The 17,999-nt window shown below is 70.6% G+C and carries 17 protein-coding genes and 1 pseudogene; 6 read left to right on the forward strand and 12 right to left on the reverse strand.

All coding sequences use genetic code 11. The features are described 5' to 3' along the window. The 8 genes and pseudogenes from AC0KTA_RS19910 to AC0KTA_RS19945 all read right to left on the reverse strand — a co-directional run. The gene (locus AC0KTA_RS19910) at positions 1-1,422 is read right to left on the reverse strand and encodes an ATP-binding protein (RefSeq protein ID WP_481049564.1); all 1,422 of its coding nucleotides are present in this window, start codon (positions 1,420-1,422) and stop codon (positions 1-3) included. A 31-nt stretch (positions 1,423-1,453) separates the two neighbouring features. Continuing rightward, positions 1,454-3,013 carry an SCO6880 family protein gene (locus AC0KTA_RS19915; RefSeq protein WP_481049565.1) on the reverse strand — a complete coding sequence of 520 codons (1,560 nt, stop codon included), beginning with the start codon at positions 3,011-3,013 and terminating at the stop codon, positions 1,454-1,456. Continuing rightward, positions 3,010-4,359, reverse strand: coding sequence for a hypothetical protein (locus AC0KTA_RS19920; protein WP_481049566.1), 1,350 nt, complete (start codon positions 4,357-4,359; stop codon positions 3,010-3,012). Before AC0KTA_RS19920 ends, AC0KTA_RS19915 begins: the two co-directional genes overlap by 4 nt. Continuing rightward, on the reverse strand, positions 4,349-5,191 hold the full coding sequence (locus AC0KTA_RS19925) for a DUF8175 domain-containg protein (protein ID WP_481049567.1): 843 nt from the start codon (positions 5,189-5,191) through the stop codon (positions 4,349-4,351). Before AC0KTA_RS19925 ends, AC0KTA_RS19920 begins: the two co-directional genes overlap by 11 nt. A 161-nt stretch (positions 5,192-5,352) precedes the next feature. After that, positions 5,353-5,661 carry a hypothetical protein gene (locus AC0KTA_RS19930; protein ID WP_030363595.1) on the reverse strand — a complete coding sequence of 103 codons (309 nt, stop codon included), beginning with the start codon at positions 5,659-5,661 and terminating at the stop codon, positions 5,353-5,355. 357 nt (positions 5,662-6,018) lie between these two features. Continuing rightward, positions 6,019-7,959 carry a hypothetical protein gene (locus AC0KTA_RS19935; protein ID WP_481049568.1) on the reverse strand — a complete coding sequence of 647 codons (1,941 nt, stop codon included), beginning with the start codon at positions 7,957-7,959 and terminating at the stop codon, positions 6,019-6,021. Positions 7,960-8,229: 270 nt separating this feature from the next. Beyond that, on the reverse strand, positions 8,230-8,700 hold the full coding sequence (locus tag AC0KTA_RS19940; RefSeq protein WP_481056493.1) for an N-acetyltransferase family protein: 471 nt from the start codon (positions 8,698-8,700) through the stop codon (positions 8,230-8,232). 90 nt (positions 8,701-8,790) lie between these two features. After that, positions 8,791-9,027, reverse strand: a pseudogene (locus AC0KTA_RS19945) (DUF397 domain-containing protein); the annotation flags it as partial. A 128-nt stretch (positions 9,028-9,155) separates the two neighbouring features. Here AC0KTA_RS19945 and AC0KTA_RS19950 point away from each other — a divergent pair. Together AC0KTA_RS19950 and AC0KTA_RS19955 are read left to right on the forward strand one after the other, a co-directional pair. Further along, positions 9,156-10,376 carry a C40 family peptidase gene (locus AC0KTA_RS19950; RefSeq protein WP_481049569.1) on the forward strand — a complete coding sequence of 407 codons (1,221 nt, stop codon included), beginning with the start codon at positions 9,156-9,158 and terminating at the stop codon, positions 10,374-10,376. Between the two features lie 300 nt (positions 10,377-10,676). After that, positions 10,677-11,384, forward strand: a complete 708-nt coding sequence (locus tag AC0KTA_RS19955; protein ID WP_481049570.1) for a phosphatase PAP2 family protein — start codon at positions 10,677-10,679, stop codon at positions 11,382-11,384. Positions 11,385-11,409: 25 nt separating this feature from the next. On the opposite strand, the gene AC0KTA_RS19960 is transcribed toward AC0KTA_RS19955, so the two are convergent. Together AC0KTA_RS19960 and AC0KTA_RS19965 are read right to left on the reverse strand one after the other, a co-directional pair. Beyond that, entirely contained in the window at positions 11,410-12,963 is a 1,554-nt protein-coding gene (locus AC0KTA_RS19960; RefSeq protein ID WP_481049571.1) for an FAD-binding oxidoreductase, read from the reverse strand. Between the two features lie 387 nt (positions 12,964-13,350). Next, complete coding sequence (locus AC0KTA_RS19965; RefSeq protein WP_481049572.1) at positions 13,351-13,524, reverse strand: hypothetical protein; 174 nt, start codon at positions 13,522-13,524, stop codon at positions 13,351-13,353. A gap of 97 nt (positions 13,525-13,621) precedes the next feature. On the opposite strand from AC0KTA_RS19965, the gene AC0KTA_RS19970 reads away from it, so the two are divergent. Both AC0KTA_RS19970 and AC0KTA_RS19975 read left to right on the forward strand, forming a co-directional pair. Then, entirely contained in the window at positions 13,622-14,488 is an 867-nt protein-coding gene (locus AC0KTA_RS19970; RefSeq protein ID WP_481049573.1) for an SCO4651 family lipoprotein, read from the forward strand. Positions 14,489-14,676: 188 nt separating this feature from the next. Then, on the forward strand, positions 14,677-14,883 hold the full coding sequence (locus AC0KTA_RS19975; protein ID WP_481049574.1) for a hypothetical protein: 207 nt from the start codon (positions 14,677-14,679) through the stop codon (positions 14,881-14,883). 15 nt (positions 14,884-14,898) lie between these two features. Here AC0KTA_RS19975 and AC0KTA_RS19980 read toward each other — a convergent pair whose 3' ends face one another. Beyond that, positions 14,899-15,279: a metal-sensitive transcriptional regulator gene (locus AC0KTA_RS19980; protein WP_481049575.1), complete on the reverse strand. Its 381-nt coding sequence runs from the start codon at positions 15,277-15,279 to the stop codon at positions 14,899-14,901. 167 nt (positions 15,280-15,446) lie between these two features. Between AC0KTA_RS19980 and AC0KTA_RS19985 the strand changes: the two genes are divergently transcribed. Together AC0KTA_RS19985 and AC0KTA_RS19990 are read left to right on the forward strand one after the other, a co-directional pair. Beyond that, positions 15,447-16,067, forward strand: coding sequence for a DUF47 domain-containing protein (locus AC0KTA_RS19985; RefSeq protein ID WP_481049576.1), 621 nt, complete (start codon positions 15,447-15,449; stop codon positions 16,065-16,067). A 9-nt stretch (positions 16,068-16,076) separates the two neighbouring features. Then, positions 16,077-17,075 (forward strand): inorganic phosphate transporter, encoded by a 999-nt coding sequence (locus tag AC0KTA_RS19990; RefSeq protein ID WP_481049577.1) that lies wholly within the window; start codon positions 16,077-16,079, stop codon positions 17,073-17,075. 140 nt (positions 17,076-17,215) lie between these two features. Here the strand turns inward: AC0KTA_RS19990 and pstB are convergent, their stop codons facing one another. Beyond that, a complete protein-coding gene (gene pstB / locus AC0KTA_RS19995; protein ID WP_481049578.1) occupies positions 17,216-17,992 on the reverse strand; it encodes a phosphate ABC transporter ATP-binding protein PstB in 777 nt (258 codons plus the stop codon). Positions 17,993-17,999 lie beyond the last annotated feature (7 nt).

Genomic DNA, 17,999 nt, shown 5'->3' on the forward strand with positions numbered 1-17,999 from the left:
TCACGCCACCGTCGACCGGGAGCCGGCGGGTCCGTCGCCCATCTGCTGTTCCATGTACGCGGCCCTTTCCTCCGCCTCCCGTTCGGCCGCCGCCAGCGCGTCGTCGGAGAGCAGGTCGCTCGCGGACTCCGTCATGGCGCGGTCGGTGAAGACCAGGGGGCGTTCCGTGTCCGTGATCAGGTGCTTCACCACCTGGACATTGCCGTTGACGTCCCAGACGGCGATGCCGGGGGACAGCGTGGGGATGATCTCGACGGCCCAGCGGGGCAGGCCGAGGACGCGGCCGGTGGCGCGGGCCTCGTCCGCCTTCTGGGCGTAGATGGTGCGGGTCGACGCCATCTTCAGGATGGCGGCGGCCTCCTTCGCGGCGGCGCCGTCGACGACGTCCGAGAGGTGGTGGACGACGGCGACGAAGGACAGACCCAGACGGCGGCCGAACTTCAGCAGGCGCTGGAAGAGCTGGGCCACGAAGGGCGAGTTGATGATGTGCCAGGCCTCCTCGACGAGGAAGATGCGCTTCTTCCGGTCGGGGCGGATCCAGGTGTGCTCGAGCCAGACCCCGACGATCGCCATGAGGATGGGCATGGCGATGGAGTTGCGGTCGATGTGGGAGAGGTCGAAGACGGTGAGGGGAGCGTCGAGATCGATGCCGACCGTCGTCGGGCCGTCGAACATGCCGCGCAGGTCGCCGTCGACGAGCCGGTCCAGGACCAGGGCGACGTCCAGACCCCACGCCCGTACGTCGTCTATGGCGACGTTCATCGCCTCCGCCGACTCCGGCTCGGGATGGCGGAGTTGCTCCACGATGTCCGTCAGGACGGGCTGGCGGTCGACGATGGTCTCGTTGACGTAGGCGTGCGCGACCTTCAGGGCGAAGCCGGAGCGCTCGTCGAGGCCGTGGCCCATGGCGACCTCGATGATCGTCCTCAGGAGCGCCAACTGGCCCGTCGTCGTGATCGCGGGGTCGAGCGGGTTGAGGCGGATGCCCATGTCCAGGGCGGCGGTCGGGTCGAGCCGGACCGGCGTTATGCCCAGTTCCTGCGCGATGAGGTTCCACTCGCCGACGCCGTCCTCGCCCTGCGCGTCCAGGACGACGACCTGGCGGTCCTTGAACCGCAACTGCCGCAGCACGTACGTCTTCTCGAGGGCCGACTTGCCGTTGCCGGACTCGCCGAGCACCAGCCAGTGCGGTGCCGGGAGCTGCTGGCCGTACAGCTGGAAGGGGTCGTAGATGTAGCCCTTGCCGGAGTACACCTCGCGGCCGATGATCACGCCCGAGTCGCCGAGGCCGGGCGCGGCCGTCGGCAGATAGACCGCCTGGGCCTGCCCCGTCGACGTACGCACCGGCAGGCGTGTCGTCTCGACCTTCCCGAACAGGAAGGACGTGAACGCGTCCGTGAGGACGGTCAACGGGTCCCGCATCGCACCTTCACACCCCTACTACCGTTGTGGTTCATCGCCGGATGCCGGTCGCGAACGGCAGCGTGTTCACAAATGCCCGGTGGTGCTCGCGGTCGCACCACTCCAGCTTCAGATACGACTTCCCGGCCGATGCCCTTATCGTCCGCTTGTCGCGGGCGAGGGCTTCGGGGGAGCGGGACGAGACCGTGATGTAGCCGACGAGGTTGACGCCGGCGGCGCCGCTCGCCAGGTCCTCGCCGCGCTGGTCGAGGCGGCTGTGCGAGGCGATGTCGCGGGGGTCGACGGTGCGGTTCATCTTGGCCTGGCGGCTGGCCTCCGCCTCGTCGTTGGTCTTCTCCGTGAGCATCCGCTCTATGGCGACCTCGGTGGGCTCCAGGTCCATCGTGACGGCGACGGTGCGGATGACGTCGGGGGTGTGGACCAGGAGCGGCGCGAGGAAGTTCACGCCGACCGGGGTCATCGGCCACTCCTTCACCCAGGCCGTGGCGTGGCACCAGGGGGCCCGGGTGGCCGACTCGCGGGTCTTCGCCTGGAGGTAGGTGGGCTCCATCGCGTCGAGCTCGGCGGGCCAGGCATTACGTTTCGTCATCGCCTGGATGTGGTCGATGGGGTGGTCGGGGTCGTACATGGAGTGCACGAGGGACGCCAGGCGGCCCTGGCCGAGGGGCTGGCGGACGCGGATGTCGGCTTCCTGGAGGCGGGAGCAGATGTCGGTCAGCTCGCGGGCCATGACGACGGCGAGCCCGGCGTCCTTGTCGAGCTTCTTGCCGCCCTGCGGGCGCGAGGCGCGCGCCATGGCCTGGGCCTCGGCGGCGAGGTCGCGGGAGTAGTGCATACAGGCGACGAGATAGGCGCGGTGCTGCTCGCTGCTGGTGGAGACCATCGACTGGAGCTGGTCGTAGGAGTGCTGGAGCCAGGGCAGCGCGCGGTCGTCGCCGCGTGCCGTGACGTCCTTGGCGTGCGCGTCCGGATCGGCGGGCAGCGTACGGGCCAGCATCTGCAGGCGCGTCACGAAGCCGTCGCCGTTGGCGACGTGCTTGAGCAGCGTGCCGAAGCGGTCGACGAGGGCCTCCTGGTCCTCGCTGTCGCGCAGGCCGACGCCGGGCCCTTCGATCTCGATGGCGGCGGTCACCGTCCGCCGGTCGGCGTGCAGCAGCACGGCGATCTCGTCCGGACCGAAGGGCGCGGCCAGCCAGTTGATGCGGCCGATGCCGGGCGGCGGCCCGACCTCGACCTCGCGCCCGTCGAGGCGTACGCCCGCCTCGGCGACGGCCGAGCGGTAGGTGGTGCCGCGCCGCAGCGACCGCTTGTAGCTGCGGTTGATCTCGAACCACTTGTAGAACGTGCGCTGCTTGTACGGGAGATACACCGCCGCGATCGCGATCAGCGGGAAGCCCATGAGCAGCAGGATGCGCGGGAAGAGGAAGGGGATGAGGATGCCGCACATCATGCCGAGGAACGCGCCGCCGATGATCAGGGCGATCTCGCCGGTCTCGCGGTTGCGGCCGATGATGGCGTTCGGCCGGGCGCGGCCGATCAGATAGGTGCGGCGGGGCGTGACCGGTGGGGACACATGGGACTGGGTCGTCAACGCCCTTCACCTCCAGTGCGGTTGGTACTTCCCGATCGGTTGCCGGCGTGCGGGGTGTTCGACGGGTTTCGGGGCGGGGGCGGGGCGGCGGGGCCGGATCCGCCGCTGTTGGGGGAGCCCGCGGGCGCGGAGCGGTGGCCGTGGGTGGCCACACCGCTGCCGACCGCGTTGGCCGTGGCGGTCTGGGGCGGGGCGTCGCCGCCGCCCGCCTTGCCGCCGCCGGCCTTGCCGTTGGAGCGGGCGCTGTGGGTGCGGATGCCCTGGGCGACCCAGGCGGCGGGCGAGTTGAGGGCGGTGGCGGCGCGGTTCTCGGCGCCGCGCATGAGGCGGTTGTTGCGGGTGGCCATGATGTCGTCGCCGAAGCCCGGCACGAAGCGGTAGATGGAGGCGCTGGCGAAGATGGCGAGCAGGATGACGGACAGCCCGGAGACGACGGCCGAGAGCGAGTCGGGCCCGTCCTCGCCCTGCAGCGCCCCGGCGATCCCCAGCACGATCACAATGATCGGCTTCACCAGGATGATCGCGACCATCAGGCCCGCCCAGCGGCGGATGCGGCCCCAGGTGTTCTTGTCGACGAGGCCCGAGTAGACGACGGTGCCGAGCAGCGCGCCGACGTACAGCATGGCGGCGCGGATCACCAGCTCCAGGCAGAGGATGCCCGCGGCGGCGATGGACACGGCGGAGACGACGATCAGCATGATCGGGCCGCCGCCGATGTCCGTGCCCTTGTCCAGGGCCTGCGAGAACGTGCCGAAGAACTTGTCGGTCTCCCCGCCCACCGATTTGGCGAGCACTTCGGAGATGCCGTCGGTCGCGGACACGATGGTGGCCAGGATCAGCGGCGTGAACGCGGACGCGAGCACCGTCAGCCACAGGAACCCGATGGCCTCGGACAGCGCGGTGAGCATCGGCACGCCGCGGATGGCGCGCTTGGCGACCGCGAGCAGCCACACGACCAGCGTCAGGACGGTCGACGCGGCGAACACGACGGCGTACTGCTGCAGGAACCTCTCGTTGGTGAAGTCCACCGCGGCGGTGTCGTTCACGTACTCCGTGAGCTTGTTGACGATCCACGAGGCGGCGTCGCCGAAGCCTCGGGCGAGGGAGGAGAGGGGGTCGAGCTGGGAGAAGGCGCCGTTGTCGGCGGGCGGCTTGGGGGCCCCGCCCCCGCCTCCCCCTCCGCCGCCTTCGCCTTGTTCGCAGTACTTCTTGGCGGGGCCGACGATGAGTTCACACTTGTCCTCAGGGTCGGGGTCCGCGTGAGCGTGCGAGGCCAGCAGGATCACTGCGGTCGGGACAGCGGCTGCGAAGGTGGCGAGCTTTCGTACGCGTCGGCTAGCGGGCATACGTGAACCCTCCGTACTCTTCGATGGCCTTGGCGATCTCATCGGCTGTGGAGACCTTGTTGTCGCCGTTCACGGGGGAAGGCCCGTCTTTCGAGCTGAAGCTCTGGACCTTCCAGTCGCCATCGGCCCATCGCAGGTCCAGGGTCATGGTGAACCAGTCGTTGGTGACGGGGTTCGTTGTGTTCTCGCCGGCCGTGCCGAAGGCGCCCGTGCACCAGACCTGGACTGTGGCCTTGCCGCCGCCGTACGCAGTGACCTTGCTGCCCACGGGTACCGTGCGAGAGACGTACGTCTGCCCCTGCTGCGGATCGCCGTCCTCGTCCAGGCCGATCTTGCCCAGGAAGGCCTTCGAGTACGTCTTGTCGAACCGCTGCTCAAGTTCGCTTACCTTGTCAGCGACGAAGAGCCGCTCGACGATGTCGTCCCTGCGGTCGGGTTTGAGGATCTCCGCGGAGACCAGCACCACCGCGTAGTTGGAAGCTGCGGACTGCGCACCCTGCTGGGAGCGGGCGAAGCCCGAAGGAATCCCCCCGGCCTCGCCGGACACCGGCTTCTCCCCGGTGGGGGCCGTCGGCGCCGCCTCCGCCCCGCTGCCGCCCCCGCGGCCCCCGCCGTCCCCCCCGTCGGACGACGAATCGTCCCTGTTGGCGAAGGCGATGGCCGCGATGAGGAGGACCACGACGCCGATGACGGTGACGACGCTGCGCGAGGGGGACCGCCCCGCCGAACGGGGCGATCTGCGCGCGGAGCCGTACCCGTCGGCGCCGTCGCCCTCGGGGAGCCGCGTCCGGGTCTCGCCCGTACCGCCGAAGAGGTCATCGTCATCGCTCATGCCGCGTACGTCCCCTCAACCTCTTGCTTGACCGCGCGGTCCGCCGGATACACCAGACACGACGGTAGCCGTGCTGGTTCCCGCGCGGGCGCGGTGTGGTGACTCGACATCAGGGAGTTGCAACCTCAGCCGGTGGGCGCGACGGACGGGTGGGGAAGGGGTCAGACCGCCATGCCGTACACGATGGTGAACAGCGTGCCCAGCGAGCCGATGATGAAGACGCCGGTGAGCCCGGCGATGATCAGGCCTTTGCCCTGCTCCGCGCTGAAGGTGTCGCGCAGTGCCGTCGCGCCGATCCGCTGTTTGGCCGCGCCCCAGATCGCGATGCCGAGGCACAGCAGGATGGCGACAGCCATCACCACCTCGATCATCACGCGCGCCTCATTGCCCAGGCTCCCGAAGGGGCCCCAGTCGGGGGCGATCCCACCGATGATGGTGTTGATGTCGCCCTTCTCGGCTGCCATAAGCATGTGTAACTCACCGCCCCTAGTGGGTAGTTCTCGCGCCATTGCCCACCTCTGCCCGAAGCAGCGCAGAGGACGGAGTCATTCTCGCTGACAATCGGGCCGACGCGTGCCGCCTTGACGTCATTTGTTGGCCGACTTCGTACGTTTCGTCGTCGTACGCATTCCACGTGGCCGTTCGGCGGCGGGCGAAGAAAGGTATACGAAGGCACGTACGGTCACTCTGTGTATCACGCGTAGTGACGCCGGGCAATGAAGGCCCGGCGTGGCCGCCGACGTCACCTCAGGCAGGGCTGGGCGAGGGCTCCCGGACAGTGCGTCAGCGGGAGTTGGGGCCCGTCGGGTCAGGCCGTCGAACCCCCGTCAGGTCAGGCCGTCGAAGCCGCCGATGCCGCCGCTGACGACGTACGCGCAGTCCGTGTAGCGGTATCCGCCCTGGACGTTGGCGCCGTCGCTGTGGTCGCGGACCAGGCCGGTGCCGCCGGCGCCGCGCTTGTAGAGGAAGTGGTACTCACCGGGCGGCAGTCGCAGCGTCTTCTGCGGGTAGCTCCGGCCGCTCGACTTGCAGGCCTTGGCGCGGCCTTCGGCCCTGCTGCTGTACGTGGAGCAGCCCACGCAGGCGTCGAGCTTGACGCTGCCGGTGACGGGTCCGGTGAACAGGACCTCGACGGGGGACGGGCCGTCGTTCTTGAAGACGAACTCCTGGCCGGAGCCTGGCCGGCGCTGCGCGGGCAGCTTGCCGCCGGCCTGCGGGCGGGCGGCGGCGACCTCGGCGGCGATGGAGATGGTCCGGGCGCGCTCGCGCTTGCCGCTGTCCTTGTACGTGTCGGCGAAGCCGTCGAGGGTCTTGGCGGCCTCGGAGTACCGTCCGTCCTCGAACTCGTCCACGCCGCAGGCGTATACGCCGGGTTCGACGGCGGCGGCGGCCTTCCGGACGAGGCCGGGGGCCGTGCCGTCGGGCAGGGACCGGGTGGTGGTGCGGATGGCGCGCAGCTCCTCGGTGGCCGTGCAGGGGTCGGGGCCCTTCAGCTCGGCGACGCGGTCGTCGATGGCGCCGCGGATCGCGGGCGCGACCTTGCCCGCGGCGTCGGACTCGGGGAACGTGTCGAGGAGTTCGCGCAGGTCGGCGCCGCCGCCGGTCTTACCGAGCGAGGACATTCCGCACTGGTAGTAGGAGTCGGCGAGGCGGTTGTCCGGCCAGCCGGCGAGGCGGCCGAGGCGGTCCTCGCCGACGCTGCCGGGCAGGGTGCGCAGATATTTCAGCGGCTCGATGGCGTCGCAGTACTGCTTGTCGGCGTACGGCGCGGCGACGGACTTGTAGTACGCGTCGAGGCGGTCGGGGACGCGGTCGGCGGCGCGGGAATCCGCGTGGTCGCGGACGAGGCCGCGGTAGAGGCCCATGGCGGTGCGGTAGTCGCTCTCGGAGGCCGTGAACGGGCGGCCCTCCTGCGCCTTGACGATGCCGTCGGCCTTGTCGAGGCGGTCGAGCAGCATCTCTTCGACGGCCTCGTCCTGGGCGGCGTCGTAGGCGACGGCGGAGCCGGCCGGGACGGCGAGCAGGACGACGCCGAGGCCGACGGCGAGCGGTGCCCGCAGTCGCCAGCGGATGGGGGCGTGGCGGGCCCGGCGGGCGGCGTCGGCGGCGGCGAGCACGAGGACGGCCAGATATCCGAGGAGGGCGCCGCCCGGGATGCCGTCGACGTCGGCGGGCAGGGCGACCAGGAGCAGCGCGGCGGTGGCCGCCCAGCACAGGGCGGCGGGCAGCCAGGCGCGGATGAGCACATAACCGAGCCCGAGCCCGGTGAGGTTGAGCAGCACGGCGGCGAGGGGCCGCAGCGGCTCGTGCGGCGCGGGTTCGGGCGGGGGCGCCTTGGGGGGTGCGGGGGGTTCGAGGAGTTCGGGGGTGCCGTAGAGCGGGGGTGGTGGGGGCGGCGGGGGTGCGGCGGGGTGGGCGGTGGGTGGCTGGGGTGGGCCGTAGGCGGCGGGCGGTGGGGGGCTTGCGGGGGCGGTGGCGGCGGGGGCGTAGGTGGGCGGTGGCGGGGTGGGGGTTGTGGCTGGTGGGCTCGGCGCGGCCGGGGGCTCGGTCGGCGCGGGCGCCGCGGAAGGCGGCTCTGTGGACGGCGGTTGTGCTGACGGCGGCTGCGCTGACGGCGGCTCCGCGGAAGGCGCCTGCGGGGCGGCGGGCTGTTCCGGGCGCGGGGCCTGCGGCAGCGGGGCCTCCGGAGGCGGGGGCGGGCCGAAGCCGCCCGGGCTGCCTTCGCCGGGTCGCCTGTCCTCGGGCACGGGCCGCTTGTCCTCGGGCACGGGCCTGTCTTCGGGCGCGGGCCGGCTGTCCTCAGGTACCGGCCGGTCCTCGGGCACCGGAGCGTCTTCGGACCCCGGCCGGTCTTCCGGCACCGGAGCGTCTTCCGGCACCGGAGCGTCTTCCGGCACCGGCCTGCCATCCCTGCCTTCGGGTTCGTTGGGTTCCATCGTCGGCTCCCCCCAGCCGTAGGACGCAGAACACCGACCAAGGGCGCGCGCCCCTGCCTCACGCCCCCAATTCCCCTACACTCGACGAAAGTTGGCGCTCCGTCAATCGCCCGTAACGGGCTGTTTCGAGTCGGGCTGTTTCGGGTCGACGGGCCCGGCCGGTGCCCCGTCCAGGCGCCGCAGGAAGCAGACCCGGTCGAGCCCGGGCCCGTCGTAGTCCCTGTGTACCGGGACTCCACCGGGACCGGTCCCGTCGCCCGGCTCGATCCCGAACCCCATGGCCCGGTGGAAGGCGATGGACCCGGCGTTCGACGGCGAGGTCACCGCCCGCACCAGCGTCCGCCCCTCCGCCGCCGCCCCCCGGAAGAACGCCTCGTACAACTCCCGCCCCACGCCCCGCCCACGCAGCGCCGGATCCACGCCGACGAAGTGGATGTACGCCTCGTCCACGGCGTCCGGCGGATGCATCCCGACCAGAAAGGCCCGCACCCCGCCCGCGTCCTCGCTCACGAGGCTCGTACGGGAGAAGAACTGCAGGAACAACTTCGGCAGCAGCAAGGAAAGTTCCCGCATCTCGGCGGGGGTGCGATCGGTCCACCAGGTCTGTACGGCGGCGACGACGCGGGGGTGGTCGTCGGGGCGGGCCCGGCGCAGCGTGACAGGGGCGAAATGGTCGAGGTCCGCCACGAAGTGGTCGAACTCGCCCGCTCGTACGCCCAGTACGAACGCCTCCCACTTCGCTTGGGTCGTTGTGACGACGTTGTCCGGGTCGTCGGTCGTGCGCAGGTGGACCGTGTCGCCGGTGCCGAAGGCGATCTCGATCCAGGGGCCGGGGCCCTCCTCGTCGTCGGGGGCGGCGCGGACCCAGGTCAGGGATTCGGGGCGGGTGTTGTCGGCCATGGGCGGAAGTATCGCCGACGTGTCGCGCCCCGGGTGGCGAAAGCCGTCCCGGGCGGAGCGGAAGCCGCCCCGGCCGCAGGTGCCGCGCCTAGACTGAGCCCGGCGGACTCCCGGGAACGGTGGGGTGGTTGACGGTGCGTAAGACGTGGCTGCTCGCGGCCGTCGCGTTCAGTGGGTCCACGGGGTTCATCGGGCTGCTGGTTCTCGGGACGTTCGTGGCGGCCGGGAGCATGGCCGGCGGGTCCGGGGGCGGCGGGAACGTCGGACTGGCCAAGGGTGCCGTGCCGACCACGTACCAGCCCCTCGTACAAAAGTGGGGCAATCTGTGCAAAGCCATCAACCCCGCCCTGCTCGCCGCCCAGCTCTATCAGGAGAGCGGGTTCAACCCGCGCGCGAAGAGCCAGGCCGCCGCGCAGGGGATAGCGCAGTTCATCCCGGGGACCTGGGCGACGCACGGGATCGACGGGGACGGCGACGGCGACCGTGACGTGTGGGACCCCAAGGACGCCATCCCGTCGGCGGCCTCGTACGACTGCAAGCTCGCCAAGTACGTGAAGGACGCCCCGGGCGACCCGACGAAGAACATGCTCGCCGCGTACAACGCGGGCGCGTACGCCGTGATCAAGTACGGCGGGGTGCCCCCGTACCGCGAAACGCAGAACTACGTCAAAATCATCACGACTCTGGAGAAGAGTTTCGCCAGGCCCATCGGGCGGGTGCAGCCGTCGCAACAGGCGGCGGGCGCCATCTACTACGCGCAGAAAAAGCTCGGCACCGAGTACCTGTGGGGCGGCAACGGCACCGCCGACCAGGGCGGCAAGTTCGACTGCTCGGGGCTGACCCTGGCCGCCTACCGCACCGTCGGCATCGAGCTGCCGCGCGTGGCCAACGACCAGTACAACGCCGGGCCGCACCCCAAGCGCGAGGAACTGCTCCCGGGCGACCTGGTCTTCTTCTCGGACGACCTCAGCAATTCGCGGGCCATCCGGCACGTGGGCATCTATGTCGGCGGCGGCTACATGATCGACGCACCCCGCCCCGGAGCCGTCATCCGCTTCGACCCGATCGATACGCCGGACTACTTCGGAGCCACACGGGTCACCGAAGATGGCGCAAAAGCGATCCCCGAGGAGCCGGTGGAGAAGCGGGTCGAGCGGCCCGCGGAGGAGCCGAAGGGGGAGTCCCCCGAGTCGGGGGAGCCCGGGGAGTCCGCCGAGCCGAGCGAGCCCGGAGGGAACGCGGCGGAGGGCGCGGCCGGTGAGCCGTCGGGGCGTCCTTCCGGTACGGCGTCGCCGGCCCCCGCCGGACGGCCTTCGGGGCGGCCGTCGGACGCGGGCGCCGACGTCTGACCCGGCCGCGCTCCGGCGCCCCACCGGCGTGTGATCCACTTGCTGAGCGGAGGCGTGCGCCGGGCGCGCGCGCCGCGTGATCTGGCTTGAACCCTCCGTTAAAGCAGCCCCCTGAGCTGCAGCGATGAGTCTCTCTTCGATAACGTCTGAGTGATCTTTCGGTGGAGAGTGGAACGTAGTGATGGGGACCAGGCGTTCCCTTGACTGGTACGGCGGCACGACTGCACTGACCACGGGGGTTGATGGAAGGGCGCGCGACAGGGCGCGCTCGCGAGTGAGAAGACAAGGGGCCACAGCATCATGGCTGGACTCGATGATTCCGGGTCGAACCCCGACGTCAGCCTGCTCTACGACATCAACGGCCTGGCCGAGGACGCCCCCGGCTGGCTCGCCAGGACGATGGAGTTCGTCGGTGAGTACGGACTGCTGCTCACCCTCGTCCTGCTCGTCGTGTGGTGCTGGTGGGGCGCACGCGCGCGCGGAGCGCTGGACGACGCGGCCTCGTCGGTCGCGGCCGTCGTGTGGGCACCGCTCGCCGCCGGTATCGCCGTCCTCGTGAACGTACCGATAAGAGGCTTCGTGGAGCGGCCCCGCCCCTTCGAGGACCACCAGGGCCTGGAGGTCCTGGTCGACGGCAAGACCGACTACTCCTTCGTGAGCGACCACGCGACGCTCGCGATGGCCATCGGCGTGGGTCTGTTCGTCGCCAACCGGAAGTTCGGCATCGCCGGCATCGCGCTCGCCGTGGCCGAGGGCTTCTGCCGCGTCTTCATGGGCGTGCACTACCCCACCGACGTGGTCGGCGGCTTCGCGCTCGGCACGGCGGTCGCGCTGCTCCTGTCCCCGCTCGCCATGGCCCTCCTGACACCGCTCGCCAAGGCCGTCGGCCGCTCCTCCGGCCGGGCGTCCCGCCTTGTGTGGGGCGGGGCCGGGGACGTCGAGCCGGTCGCCGCCCTGACCGAACAGGAGACGGCGCCGGGGAGCGACGAGCGGGACCTGGCGGCGTAGGACCAGAACCTCAGCAGGGGGCGGGCTACAGCGCCTGCGGGAACGAGAAGAATCGCGTCGGGTCGTAACTCTTCTTGAGCTTCTTCAGACGCGGCGCCGCCTGCCCGTAGTACGCCTCGCGCCAGTTGGTGAGCGTCGGGTCCGCGTAGTTCTGGTACGCCGCCCCGGAGGCGTAGCGCCGCAGTGCGCCGTGGGCCGTGTTCAGCCAGGCCTGTGAGGTCGTCCCGGAGGTGCCCGCGCGCCAGGAGACGACGTACTGCGCGAGCATCCGCGAACGACGGTGCACGAAGGCCGTGGCCGTCGGGTCGACGCGGTTGATGGCGCCGCCGAGCGCGGTCAGCGCGATGCTGCCCGCGGTGCCGCGTGCGCCGCGGACGTTCTCGATCTGGGTGAGCAGCGCGCGGATGCCGGCCGTGGACAGCGAGCGGTCGAAGAAGTCCGAGCGGGCCGCGTACGTCTCCCGGCCGAGCGCGCCGCTGGGCGTGCGCCCCGGCGTGGAGCCCGGCAGGTGGCACTGGGCGTCCTCGGCGAACGACGAGCAGCCCGCGTACACCTCCATCGCCTGCTCGTACGAGCGCCGCTTCAGGGACACGCTGCGGGCCGGGGCGCCCACCTTGTCGGCGAGGCGGTCCACGGCGTTCTGCAGCGAGCCGTACGTCCCGAGGGAGAAGGCGGCGACGGAGATGGTGGGCGTGCCGCCCGGCACCGCCGCGATGTGGGCCGACGACCAGATCTCGTCCGGCTGCGCCGGACCCCACTCCTGCCAGGCCTTCAGGACGGCGGCCGCCTTCGACCAGGGCCAGGTCAGGTACGCGGAGACGGCCTGCGGGGCCGGGTGGGTGCGGAAGGTGAGCTCGGTGACGATGCCGAACTGGCCGTTGCCCGCGCCGCGCAGCGCCCAGAAAAGATCCTTGTTCTCGTTCTTGTCGGCCCTGATCTGCTTGCCGTCCGCCGTGAGGAGCGTCGCCGAGGTGAGGCTGTCGCAGGTCAGGCCGTACGCGCGGGAGACCACGCCGTGGCCGCCGCCGAGGGTCAGGCCGCTGATGCCGACGGTCGGGCAGGAGCCCGCGGGGATGGTGACGCCTTTCGCGGCGAGCGCGCGGTAGACGTCGATGAGCTTGGCGCCGCCGCCGATGGTGGCGGTGGTGCCGCCGGCTCGGATGCGGTTCAGCTTCGATACGTCGATGATGAGGCGGCCCGTGCCGGAGGACCAACCCGCGTAGGAGTGGCCGCCGTTGCGGATCGCCACGGGGGTGTCGTGGGCGCGGGCGTACGCCAGTGTGGTGCGGATGTCGTCCACGCCTGCGACGTAGGCGACGGCGGTGGGCTTCAGGGTGTCGAAGCGGTTGTTGTAGAGCTGGCGGGCGGTGGCCCAGGCGGCCTCGTTGGGGCGGACCAGGGTGCCGTCCAGGTCCTTGGCGAGGGCCTTGAGGCTGGCCGGGGCGGAGGCGGCCGCCGATTTTATGGGGGTGGTGCCGGTTCCGGTGCTTGCGTCTGCTGTGGCACCGCTGGTGCAGGCGGTGGTGGTGCCCGCCGCGAGCGCGGCGGTGGCCGTTCCGAGGAACGTACGTCGTTGCATGGGCCCTCCCGTTGCTTCCCGCACATCGAGACGACGCGCGCGCTCCGCGGGTTCCCCGGGCCGGGGGTGCCGTTGGACTTCCCGGCACCGCCGGCCTGGGCTGTGCCCACCCGTGCCGCCCTGCGGCACGACTGCCCACAGCAGGTACGAGAGATCCGCGGACCGCGGGGCGGTTGCCCGCAGCAGGGAGCGAAGGAGGCGGGCGGACGCCGGACGGCCGTTTGTGGCACCGGAGGTGTGGGGTGGCTGCACGGCTGGTTGGCGGTGGCGCCGGTGCCGGCGTGGACGGGATGTGCCTGGAAACGGGAAGGGGGTCCCCCCTGCTCTTTAAGAGCTTGGGGGAGGGTGGGAGAAAATCCCGCCGCGCAGCGGCGGTGTCGAAGGGCGTCAGAGAGGCTCCGCGGCGTGGTGGGCCGCGTCGTCGCGGGCCTTGCTGCGCGCCCTGCGCGCGGGCCCCCGCCACCCGCACGTGCACCGCGCGGCACAGAAGGGCCCGTTCTCGACGGTCGAGGTGCGGTGGTGCGAGACGCGGTGGTGTCCGGTGGATTGCTGCTCTGCCACGCGCCCACGGTACGCCCGCCGGGTGAACGCCCTCCCGCGTGACGACGCCTCGTACCGGTCGTTAGTCGAAACGACAAGGGGCCGGGCCGGTTGACACATGGAGAGGCTGGGGGTCGGCAGGGCGATGGGGCAGCAGCGCAGGCACACGGGCAGAGCGGCCACCGCGGCCGCGGCCACCGCCGCCGTGATGGGACTGATGGCGCTCACCACGGGCTGCGTCGGCGACGGCGCCGCGGCGAGCGACGACCCGGCGGCGGCCGACCCCGCCGGCACGGTGCGCGGCGCCGCCGACTCCCTGGTGCGCGCGGGCAGTTCCAAGGCGCGTACGTCCATGGAGATGGCCAGCGGCGGCACCCGCGTGACGGTCACGGGCGAGGGGACGTACGACTTCCGGCGCCGCCTCGGCCGGTTCGAGGTCGTCCTGCCGCAGGACCCGGCGGGCAGCTCCGCCGAGCCCAGGCCCCCGGTCACCGAGCTCATGTCGGGCGGGGACCTGTACATGAAGAACCGCGGCGCGGGCGTGCCCGCCGACAAATGGGTGCGCATCGAGACGGCGTCCCTGTCCGACGGGAACCTCGTCACGGGCGGCGCCACCGACCCCTTCGTCGCCGCCGAACTCCTGCGCGGCGCGGGCAGGGTGACGTACGTGGAGCGGACCCGCGTCGACGGCGTCGACGTCGCGCACTACCGCGGCGTCGCGGACCTCGCCCGCGCCGCGCGGTCCGCGTCGAAGGAGCACGGCCCGGCGCTGCGGGCGGCGGCGGCAAAAGGGTTCAGCGCGGCGGGGGTGCCCTTCCACGCGTACGTCGACGAGGAGGGCCGGCTGCGCAAGCTCCGGCACCGGTTCAAGGTCTCCAACGGCGCGGTGGCGTCGACGACTTCGCTGTACGGCTTCGGGGCACCCGTCGACGTGACGCTGCCGAAGGGCGAGGACATCTTCGCCGGGAAGATCGCCGAGCGCTGAGCCGTTGCACAGGGGGCCGAAGGCGCCGGAGCCCCGGAGTGCCGGAGCGCGTCCGGCGAGGCCCCGCACGGCGGGGCGGGAGGGGGGAATGAGGGGTGGAATATGGTCCGTCCGTGCCATGCGCGGTGCGTAGACCGCTCCCTACCCTAGGAAGCCGGTACCGGCACAACCATGGTCAGGAAGAGGTGATGAACGTGGCTCCGGTGGGCGCGACGGCAGTTCAGGACCACGTCGCCCTCGCCGAGATCGAGCTGTGCGGCGAACTGATCATCGCGGCATCTGCCGCGCGCGGTGAGCGGCTCAGTGCCGACCGGATCGACGAGGTGTTGAGGGTCTCCGACGGGCTTGAGGGCCTTGAGGGCGGGGTGACCGGCGAGGACCGGTCCGAGTCCTAGCCCGGCACCCCGCCGCTACGTGCGCAGCATCCGCGCGATCGCCTTCGTCGCCTCCTCCACCTTCGCGTCGATCTCGTCACCGCCCTTGACCGCCGCGTCCGCGACGCAGTGGCGCAGGTGCTCCTCCAGGAGCTGGAGGGCGAACGACTGCAGGGCCTTGGTGCCGGCGGAGACCTGCGTGAGTATGTCGATGCAGTAGACGTCCTCCTCGACCATCCGCTGCAGGCCCCGGATCTGGCCCTCGATCCGGCGCAGCCGCTTGAGGTGCTCGTCCTTCTGTTTGTGATACCCGTGCGTCTTGTGCGCCGGAGCCGCCTCGGCGGCCTCGGCCGCCTGCTCGGGGCCGGAGGGCGCTTCGGTGGTCGTGGCCGCGCCGGCCGCCTCTGTGGTCGTCATCCCGTCCTCCTGTGCATACCCCTGGTGGGTATAGGGTAGCCGATTCCTCGGGTGGTGTGCTGATCACTGTGCCTGATGGGCGACACTGGGGTATGGCCGGTTAGCCGTGGCCAGATGATGCGCCTAGCATCAGCCTGACCGCATCCAAAGCATCCCGAGGACCCCACGTGCGATTTCGTCTGACCCCCAGGGAGACGAGCTTCTACGACATGTTCGCCGCATCCGCGGACAACATCGTCACAGGCTCCAAGCTCCTGATGGAACTGCTCGGGGCCGATGCCTCGGCCCGAGCCGAGATCGCAGAGCGTATGCGGGCCGCCGAACACGCGGGGGACGACGCGACGCATGCGATCTTCCACCAGCTGAACTCCTCGTTCATCACGCCGTTCGACCGCGAGGACATCTACTCCCTCGCGTCCTCGCTCGACGACATCATGGACTTCATGGAGGAGGCCGTCGACCTGGTCGTCCTCTACCAGGTCGAGGAGCTCCCCAAGGGCGTCGAGCAGCAGATCGAGGTGCTCGCCCGCGCCGCCGAGCTCACGGCCGAGGCCATGCCGCACCTGCGCACCATGGACAACCTCACCGAATACTGGATCGAGGTCAACCGCCTGGAGAACCAGGCCGACCAGATCCACCGCAAGCTGCTCGCCCACCTCTTCAACGGCAAGTACGACGCCATGGACGTGCTGAAGCTCAAGCAGATCGTCGATGTGCTGGAAGAGGCGGCCGACGCGTTCGAGCACGTCGCCAACACGGTGGAGACCATCGCGGTCAAGGAGTCCTGAGGCACCTCCATGGACACCTTCGCGTTGATCGTGACCATTGGCGTCGCGCTCGGTTTCACGTACACGAATGGCTTTCACGACTCCGCGAACGCCATCGCCACCTCCGTCTCCACGCGTGCGCTGACGCCACGTGCGGCGCTCGCCATGGCCGCGGTCATGAATCTCGCCGGTGCCTTCCTCGGCAGCGGCATCGCCAAGACGGTCAGCGAAGGGCTGATCGAGACGCCGCACGGCACGAAGGGGATGTGGATCCTCTTCGCCGGCCTGGTCGGCGCGATCGTCTGGAACCTGATCACCTGGTACTACGGCCTGCCGTCGTCCTCGTCGCACGCCCTGTTCGGCGGCCTGGTGGGCGCGGCGCTCGCCGGTGGCATCGGGGTCATCTGGTCCGGCGTCCTTGAGAAGATCGTCATCCCGATGTTCCTGTCGCCGCTGGTCGGACTCCTGGTCGGCTATCTGGTGATGTGCGCGATCATGTGGATGTTCCGCAAGTCCAACCCGCACAAGGCCAAGCGGGGCTTCCGGATCGCGCAGACCGTCTCGGCGGCCGGCATGGCGCTCGGGCACGGCCTCCAGGACGCCCAGAAGACCATGGGCATCGTGGTGATGGCCCTGGTCATCGCGGACGTCGAGGACGCCGGTGACCCGATTCCGATCTGGGTCAAAATCTCCTGTGCGGTGATGCTGTCGCTCGGTACGTACGCGGGTGGCTGGCGGATCATGCGGACGCTCGGCCGCAAGATCATTGAGCTGGATCCGCCGCAGGGGTTCGCCGCGGAGACCACGGGTGCGGGGATCATGTTCACCACCGCGTTCATGTTCCACGCGCCGATCTCGACGACTCACGTCATCACGTCGGCGATCATGGGTGTGGGGGCGACCAAGCGGGTGAACGCGGTGCGCTGGGGCGTCGCCAAGAACATCATCCTCGGCTGGTTCATCACGATGCCCGCGGCGGCGCTGGTCGCCGCGCTGAGCTTCTGGATCGTGAACCTCGCGTTCCTGTAACGCCGCCACGTACAGCTGTCGGGTACGACCGCCGCGTACAACGGAACGGGCCCGCCCCCCGGGAGCCAGGGGGCGGGCCCTTTGTGTCCCTGCGGTGGCACCGCCATGCAGCACCGCGGGGAGCTCGGAGTGCCCGTCGGTCAGCCGAAGCGGCCCGAGATGTAGTCCTCGGTCGCCTGGACCGACGGGTTGGAGAAGATGCGCTCGGTCTCGTCGATCTCGATGAGCTTGCCGGGCTGGCCGACCGCCGCGAGGTTGAAGAAGGCCGTGCGGTCCGAGACGCGGGCCGCCTGCTGCATGTTGTGCGTCACGATGACGATCGTGAAGCGCTCCTTCAGCTCGCCGATCAGGTCCTCGATGGCGAGGGTGGAGATCGGGTCGAGGGCGGAGCACGGCTCGTCCATGAGCAGGACCTGCGGCTCGACCGCGATCGCGCGGGCGATGCAGAGGCGCTGCTGCTGGCCGCCGGAGAGGCCGGAGCCGGGCTTGTTCAGGCGGTCCTTGACCTCGTTCCAGAGGTTCGCGCCCTTGAGGGACTTCTCGACGACGTCGTTCAGCTCGCTCTTCTTGTACGAGCCGTTGAGCCTCAGGCCCGCCGCGACATTGTCGAAGATCGACATGGTCGGGAACGGGTTCGGGCGCTGGAAGACCATGCCGATGGTGCGGCGCACGTTCACCGGGTCCACGCCGGAGCCGTACAGGTCGTCGCCGTCCAGCATGACCTTGCCCTCGACCCGGCCGCCGGGGGTGACCTCGTGCATGCGGTTCAGGGTGCGCAGGAACGTGGACTTGCCGCAGCCGGACGGGCCGATGAAGGCGGTCACGGAGCGCGGCTCCACGGTCATGGAGATGTCTTCGATCGCCTTGTGCGAGCCGTAGTAGGCGTTGAGGCCCGATACGTCGATTCGCTTGGCCATGGGGATC

This window comes from Streptomyces sp. Y309, assembly GCF_056712025.1.

Excerpts from the sequence above, each read along its gene's own strand:
- AC0KTA_RS19910 (WP_481049564.1), bottom strand. The coding sequence starts at position 1,422 with ATGCGGGACCCGTTGACCGTCCTCACGGACGCGTTCACGTCCTTCCTG.
- AC0KTA_RS19920 (WP_481049566.1), bottom strand. The coding sequence starts at position 4,359 with ATGCCCGCTAGCCGACGCGTACGAAAGCTCGCCACCTTCGCAGCCGCT.
- AC0KTA_RS19925 (WP_481049567.1), bottom strand. The coding sequence starts at position 5,191 with ATGAGCGATGACGATGACCTCTTCGGCGGTACGGGCGAGACCCGGACG.
- AC0KTA_RS19930 (WP_030363595.1), bottom strand. The coding sequence starts at position 5,661 with ATGCTTATGGCAGCCGAGAAGGGCGACATCAACACCATCATCGGTGGG.
- AC0KTA_RS19940 (WP_481056493.1), bottom strand. The coding sequence starts at position 8,700 with ATGCGGGAACTTTCCTTGCTGCTGCCGAAGTTGTTCCTGCAGTTCTTC.
- AC0KTA_RS19955 (WP_481049570.1), top strand. The coding sequence starts at position 10,677 with ATGGCTGGACTCGATGATTCCGGGTCGAACCCCGACGTCAGCCTGCTC.
- AC0KTA_RS19960 (WP_481049571.1), bottom strand. The coding sequence starts at position 12,963 with ATGCAACGACGTACGTTCCTCGGAACGGCCACCGCCGCGCTCGCGGCG.
- AC0KTA_RS19970 (WP_481049573.1), top strand. The coding sequence starts at position 13,622 with ATGGAGAGGCTGGGGGTCGGCAGGGCGATGGGGCAGCAGCGCAGGCAC.
- AC0KTA_RS19975 (WP_481049574.1), top strand. The coding sequence starts at position 14,677 with ATGAACGTGGCTCCGGTGGGCGCGACGGCAGTTCAGGACCACGTCGCC.
- AC0KTA_RS19980 (WP_481049575.1), bottom strand. The coding sequence starts at position 15,279 with ATGACGACCACAGAGGCGGCCGGCGCGGCCACGACCACCGAAGCGCCC.
- AC0KTA_RS19990 (WP_481049577.1), top strand. The coding sequence starts at position 16,077 with ATGGACACCTTCGCGTTGATCGTGACCATTGGCGTCGCGCTCGGTTTC.
- pstB (WP_481049578.1), bottom strand. The coding sequence starts at position 17,992 with ATGGCCAAGCGAATCGACGTATCGGGCCTCAACGCCTACTACGGCTCG.